Origin of the sequence: Lysobacter antibioticus HS124 (genome assembly GCF_000336385.2) — a bacterium.
GTDB classification, from domain to species: domain Bacteria; phylum Pseudomonadota; class Gammaproteobacteria; order Xanthomonadales; family Xanthomonadaceae; genus Lysobacter; species Lysobacter firmicutimachus.
Window position 1 is genome coordinate 1 of record NZ_HG424476.1, and the last position, 6,602, is coordinate 6,602.

General features: G+C 67.7%; 5 protein-coding genes. 3 read left to right on the forward strand and 2 right to left on the reverse strand.

What is annotated here, in order from left to right:
• The coding region (locus TX83_RS23650; protein ID WP_222423735.1) for a hypothetical protein at positions 1-214 on the forward strand (214 nt) is incomplete at its 5' end.
• 20 nt (positions 215-234) lie between these two features.
• Here the strand turns inward: TX83_RS23650 and TX83_RS07955 are convergent.
• Entirely contained in the window at positions 235-1,698 is a 1,464-nt protein-coding gene (locus TX83_RS07955; RefSeq protein ID WP_079248115.1) for an alpha-L-fucosidase, read from the reverse strand.
• A gap of 382 nt (positions 1,699-2,080) precedes the next feature.
• Between TX83_RS07955 and TX83_RS07960 the strand changes: the two genes are divergently transcribed.
• Positions 2,081-3,517: an alpha-L-fucosidase gene (locus tag TX83_RS07960; RefSeq protein ID WP_064747407.1), complete on the forward strand. Its 1,437-nt coding sequence runs from the start codon at positions 2,081-2,083 to the stop codon at positions 3,515-3,517.
• A 251-nt stretch (positions 3,518-3,768) separates the two neighbouring features.
• Positions 3,769-4,230, forward strand: coding sequence for a hypothetical protein (locus TX83_RS07965; RefSeq protein ID WP_064747408.1), 462 nt, complete (start codon positions 3,769-3,771; stop codon positions 4,228-4,230).
• Positions 4,231-4,335: 105 nt separating this feature from the next.
• Here the strand turns inward: TX83_RS07965 and TX83_RS07970 are convergent, their stop codons facing one another.
• Positions 4,336-6,078: a DNRLRE domain-containing protein gene (locus TX83_RS07970; RefSeq protein WP_064747409.1), complete on the reverse strand. Its 1,743-nt coding sequence runs from the start codon at positions 6,076-6,078 to the stop codon at positions 4,336-4,338.
• Between the last annotated feature and the right edge of the window lie 524 nt (positions 6,079-6,602).

The window sequence follows — 6,602 nt, forward strand, 5'->3', positions numbered from 1 at the left end:
AACGGCTTTTGATCCGAAACCGCCATGGCGTTTTCTTTGGTTACTTTTGACCGAGAGCTTTTTAGCCTTCGAACGGCAAACGGCGCGAGGCCGTAAGAACGCGGTCGCGGCTCACGCCGCTCCTACAGGGGGACAGGACAAAGACGCGGCGAAAGTTAAAGATGGCGGTCGCGGCTTGCGCCGCTCCTACGTCCCGCGACGGCTTCGAGCTTAGATCGATAGCGAAGGCATCGATTACTCCGCACGTCCCGCAGTCGCGCTGCGGTATAGCCCCACCGCGCTCAGGCGCGGGGTGTCGTAGGCGTGTTCGATGGTCAGCCGGACCCGCCGCGCACGCAACGGGTCGAAACGCTCCAGGCGCTTGTGACCGATGGTCGTGCCCCACGCGAACGGCTGCCAGCGTCCCTGGAGCCAACGCTCGAGGCGGTAGTTGGCGATGTGCTGGCCGCAGGCGATGGCTTCCTGCAGGCACAGCGTGTCGAACTCCATCTCTTCGGCGGACTCGAACTCGATCCAGGCCGTACGCGCATCGGCCGGGGCGCTCCAGAACGTGTCCGGATCGGCCTCCAGCACACGCTCGGGCGCGTGCCGGCGCACATTGCCACTGGCGCGCACGCGCGCGCCGGCCAGCCGATTGCCCGCGCCGAACGTCGCCTCGCGCAAGCGAGCGAAACCGGCCAATGCCGCCACGTCGGCCTCGTGAAAGCGCCCGGCGCGGGTCGGCGGCACGTTGAGCAGCAGCTTGCTGTTGCGCCCGACCGAAGCGAAGTACAGCGCCAACAACTGTTCCGGGGTACGCACCTTGGCGTCCTCGGCTTCGTGCCAAAACCAGCCCGGCCGGATGGATACGTCCGACTCGCCCGGGCGCCACGCCGAGCCGTAAGGGTCGCCCTGCTGCAGCGCGTCGCCGACCCAGGGACGGTCGAAGCCGGCCTGCGGCACACGCGCCGGGTCGACCGTCGACCAGCAGGTGTGGCCGGCGATGCCGCGCTCGTTGCCGATCCAGCGCACGTCGGGCCCAGCGTCGGAGAATACGATCGCCTGCGGCTGCAACTCGCGCACCGTGCGGTGGATGCGCGGCCAGTCGTAGGCCTGGCGCTTGCCGTTCGGCCCCTCGCCGTTGGCGCCGTCGAACCAGACCTCGTGTACCGGGCCGTAGCCGGTCAGCAATTCGGTAAGCTGGGCGATGTAGAAATCGTCGTAGTCGCGGCCGCTGCCGTAGCGCGGCTCGTGCCGGTCCCAGGGCGAAAGGTAGAAGCCGATCGCCAGGCCTTCGGCGCGGCAAGCATCGGCGAACTCGCGCACCACATCGCCGCGGCCCTCGCGCCAGGGGCTGCGGCGCACGCAGTGCTCGGTGGTCGCGGTCGGCCACAGGCAGAAGCCGTCGTGGTGCTTGGCGGTGAGAATCAGGCTACGAAAGCCGCCGGCTTTCGCAGCGCGCGCCCATTGCCCGGCATCAAGATCGGTCGGAGCGAACACCCACGGGTCTTCGTCGCCCTCGCCCCACTCGCGGTCGGTGAAGGTGTTGACGGTGAAGTGCACGAACATCGACAGCTCATCGCGCTGCCAGGCCAGCTGCTGCGGCGTGGGACGCGGGCGCGCGACGGGCGTGGCCGCTGCGCCCGCTGCCGCCAGCGTCGGCGCGGTCGCGGCGAGCGCCGAGGCGGAAGTAGCGAGCAGGAAGCGGCGACGGTCCATGGCGATGAGGTGCGAGCTGGCGGACGTTCGAGTCTAGTGACGGGTGCCACCCGCGCAAGCTTTGTCGCGATTGGATTTATTTGGATGGGTTTGGATTTTTTGCGGCTTCTTAGAGCGAGGAACCGGTTCGACGGAATGGCTGCGACTGTGGCTTGTCGCGCGCCGCCTGCTGATCGCCGTCGCGTCATTCGTCGCGCCCTCTTAAGATCGGCGCAGGCGTCTTGCGCGGCACGAAGTCCGTTGCGAACGGCGGCGCGGTGGATTCGCTGCTTGGCGCCGACGACCGCAAGGCGAATTATCGCGTCCCTTTCGAATCGACAGAGCGGTTGACCGCGCCCTGCGCACTCTGCTGGACTGCCGCGACCCGCCGTGGAGAGTCCCGATGTTTTCGATGCCCTCGCCGCGCGCAGCGCTGGCTCCCGTCCTGATCGCGCTGGCCGTTGCGGCCGCGCCGGCCGCGGCCGTGCCGCCCCCCGCCGTCGCAGCGCCGACCGAATCGCAGGCCGCCTTCGATGCGCGCATGCGTTGGTGGCGCGAAGCGCGCTTCGGCATGTTCGTGCACTGGGGCCTGTACTCCGGCGCAGCCGGACGCTGGAACGGCGTACCCGTCAAGGGTTCGGCCGAGTGGATCCAGCGCAACGCGCATGTGCCCGCCGACGAGTACGCGCGGCAGATGCTGCCGCTGTTCAAGCCCCAACCCGGTTTCGCCCGCGAATGGGCGCGGCTGGCCAAGCGTGCCGGCGCGCGCTATCTGGTGTTCACCAGCAAGCATCACGAAGGCTACGCCCTGCACGACAGCGCGGTGAGCCGGTTCGATGCCAAAGACACGGTAGACCGCGACCTGGTGCGCGAGATAGTCGACGCCGCGCGCGCCGAAGGCCTCAAGGTCGGCCTGTACCACTCGGTGATCGACTGGCACCATCCGGCGTATCCGTATCGCGACTTCGCCCGCCTCGAGCAGCCGCTGCCGCATCCGCTGGAAAAGGCCGTGCCGGCCGACGATCCCGATTACGACCGGCGCGCGAACCTGAAGGCCTACCAGGATTTCCTGCAGGCGCAGGTACGCGAATTGGTCGATCGCTACGGCCTGATCGACGTATTGTGGTGGGACTACTCCAACCCCGGCGCCGAAGGCGAAACCTGGCGCGCGACCGAGCTGATGGCGATGGTGCGCAAGGCTCAGCCCGGCATCGTGATGAACAACCGACTTTACCGCTCGCTGGGCTATGACGACCCGCAGGGAAGCCTGCGCTGGTTCGACCGCGCGCACGGCGACTTCACCACGCCGGAGCAGGCGGTGCCGGCGCAGGGCGTGCCCGGCGTCGATTGGGAGGCCTGTCTGACCATGAACGGCACCTGGGGTTATAGCGCGCTCGACCACGACTGGAAATCCAGCCGCGAACTGATCCGCACCCTGGTCGATACCGCCAGCAAGGGCGGCAATCTCTTGCTCAACATCGGACCGCGGGCCGACGGCGGCGTGCCGGAGGAAAGCGCGGCGCGCATGCGGGCGATCGGCGACTGGCTGCGTCGCAACGGCGATGCGATCTACGCCAGCCGCGCCAATCCGCTGCAGCCGGTGGATTGGGGGCGCATCACCGCCGGCGCCGACGGTCGCTTGTTCCTGCATGTGTTCGACCGGCCCGCCGACGGCGAACTGCGTCTGCGCATTGCCGGCGCGCAGTACGCGCGCCTGCTCGACGGCGGCGCCGTGCTGGACACCCGCCGCGACGGCGACGAGTTGGTGATCGTGTTGCCGCCGCGCCTGCCCGACACCGACGCCACGGTGATCGAGCTGCGCGCGCAAGCCAACCGCTGAGCGCCGTTCGTCAGACAGTGCGGCCACATCGTTCATCTACCTGATCCGTGCCTCGTTCTTGAGGTGTCGCGGCGCGGCATGGATCTGCCGCAGGGCGGCAACCGGTCATTCTCGATGCTATGGAGATCACGCATTGTGCGCGATAGGCATCTAGAAATTACCCTTTTAATTCAACTTCTTAGGAATTTTTTCATCACGCGGCGTTGACATACCCCCCACATAAATAACGGGGACGTCAGGGGGCGTCATCAATGAAAAACATCGAGGTGTTCAGTATCGCCACGGCGCGGATCTGCGCCGCGGCGCTGGAGCAGCATCCCGTCGTAGCGCGTTTCAATGCCGAAGAATCGGCCCGTCACCTTCCCGGCCTGGATCCGAACAATCGCGAGGCGATGGCCGCCGCGGTGTTGGCCTGTGGGGCGACGTTCGAGTGGCTGTTGGACGAGGGTTATCTGCGCAGCGGCGCCTGCGTCAAAGAGTCCTTGAACGGCGTCGCCTTCGTCCATGTCGCCTTGCGTTACCGGCTGACCGAGAAGGGGCTGGCAGTGCTCGGCACGCACGCCAACACCGCCGAAGAGAGCAAGACCATCGGCGAGCGCTTGGTCGCCGCGGTCAAGCTCGGCGGCGCCGAACGGATCAAAGAGTCGGTCAAGCTGATGATCGGCGCCGGTGCCGGCACCAGTACGCGGCCGGCCTTGCCGGCCTACGGCTGACCGGCCGAGCGCCATCGCCGCAATGCCATCGCCACTTCGCAGCGGACGACCCTGGGGTCGTCCGCTGCGGCCGCCGTGGCGGCAGGCCCCTGCTCGGGCGACGCCTCAGGGCGTGTAGGTCAGCAGCAGCTGCGGCGCACTGGCGCCTTCGCGCGAGGACCAGTCGACGCCGTCGGTGACGCCGGACGCCGGCACCAGGATCACGCCGTGGTTGGCGACGCTGCCGTTGGCCCAGTTCTTCACCAGTTGCAGGCCGGCGGCGTTGAGGTTGAGGTACTGCGTGCCGGTCGCGCTGGGCACGAAGGAGCCGAGCTTGCTGCCGAGCGTCGCGCCGCTGTAGGTCGCATTGCTCTCGGTCCAGGCGGCGGTGACTTGGTACAGATCGTAGCCGCCGGTGGAACGGTCGGAAACCTGCAGCTTGAGCTGCGCCGACTGCAGGTTCAGCCCGGCCGCGGAGGAGACGTTCCACCCCATCAGCCCGCGCAACTGCTGACCGCCATCGCTGCCGTCGGCGTAGAGCACCGCGGTATTGACCCGGCTGCCGCCGGATTTGACCGTCACGTCGCGCACCGCATTGAGCGTCAGCGAGGACGGCGGGGTGCTGTTCTTGTTGCAGGTGCCGGTGAAGTGATCGGTGTAGCTGCTGCCGGCGCGCGGCACGAAATCGCCGGTGTAGCCGGTCGCGGTCAGGGTCAGCTTGAGCACGCCGTGGGTGCTGTCGTTGCTGGCCTCAAGCAGCGAATGGCTGCCGCTGATGTCGTAGAACGAGCGCCCGCCGGTGCCGACCAGCACCTGGCGGATGCCGTCGGCGGCCGGCTGCTGGCTGGGGTTCATCTTGGCGTAACGCTGGTAATTGTGGTCGTGGCCGACCAGCACCAGGTCGGCTTTGGCCGCGTACAGCGCATCCCAGAACGGCTTGACCTGGCTGTAGCCGCTGTAGCTTCCGCGGCTGAGCAGCGGGTGATGGAAATAGGCCGCGGTGCAGGGCTTGGTGTTGGCGGCGAGGTCGGCCTTGAGCCAGTTGATCTGGGTGGTGGAGACGGTGCCGCCGGTCATGGTGTTGAGGGCGATGAAGTGCCAGTCGCCGACGTCCCAGCTGTAATAACCCTTGCTGCGATCGCCGGCCGGACCGGTCTGGTTGCCGACGCCGTTGAAGTAGTCGAAGTAGCCGCTGGCGCCGCTGGTGTAGTACTCGTGATTGCCCGGCGACGGACTGGTCAGGGCCTTGAAGCGGCCCCAGGTCGGCGCGTAGCGGTTGTTGAACTCGCTCAGCGTGCCGCTGTCGTAGGCGTTGTCGCCGGCGGTGAACACCGCGGTGGGGTTGATCGACACGATCAGGTCCGAGGTGCCTTTGCAGGCGGTGCCGCTGGTGTCGCAGATGTCGCCGGCACCGGCCACCACTACGCTGGCCAGGTTCAACGGCACCGCGCTGTAGTCGTAGCGGTCGAGCTGGAAGCCGCTCTCGGGCTGGCTGAAATACGGCTTGATGTCGACGCATTCGCCGCGCAGCGCGCGGGTGGTGAAGCTGCGGTCGTTCCAGTGCCGGCCTTCGAACACCAACCGGTCGCCGCCGCTGCTGCTCAGCACCAACGAGTCGTAGCCGGACAGCTTGAGCTCCTTGAAGCCCAGGCGCAGCCACTGGGCCCCGGTTTCGCAGACCCGGCCGGGCATCGTCGCCGCCGCCAACGGGGTCGCCTTGGCCGTCTGCACCGGCTTGCTGTGGGTGCTGTCCTCGGACAGTTGCAGGGTGCGCTGCGCGGCGTGCGCCGGCGCGCCGGCGAGGGCTCCGCCGATCAAGGCGGCGGCGATCGCGGCGCCGATCGGCGCGCGCTGGAGGATGAGGTTCACTGGCTGTCTCCGGATGACGGTGATGGCGGGCGTCCGCGACCCGTTCGGGTCGCGATGGTTGCGGAGTTTGGCCGGAAAATCGCTACACGATTGCGACGGAAATCGCGTCGATCGCGGATACTCGTGAGGCTGCCGTCACAGCTTGCCGCGTCGTCCGACCAACGGTCGGCAAGTGCGCGGCGGGGACGCGTCGAAACAGAACACGACGGCGCCGTAGCGGCGCGAGTTCACGCGCGGACGACCCGAGAACGACGAACGCGGCCTTGATTCTTACACGCGCGCAGTGGCCACCGCTTACGCAGCGCCCGCCTCCGCCCACGGCCGCGCGGAGCCTGCCGTTGCCGTGAAGCGCTTGGCGCCGCTTCGATCTCGCGAGAACGCCCTGAAGCCCCGGAGGGCGGCCCGCAAGGAGGCGGGCCGTGCGCAGCCAGGCCAGGGAGAGACTGTGCAGAGCAGCCAGGCGAAAACCTCGTCCCATAGTGGCTCTTGATCCGAAACCGCCATGGCGTTTTCTTTGGTTACTT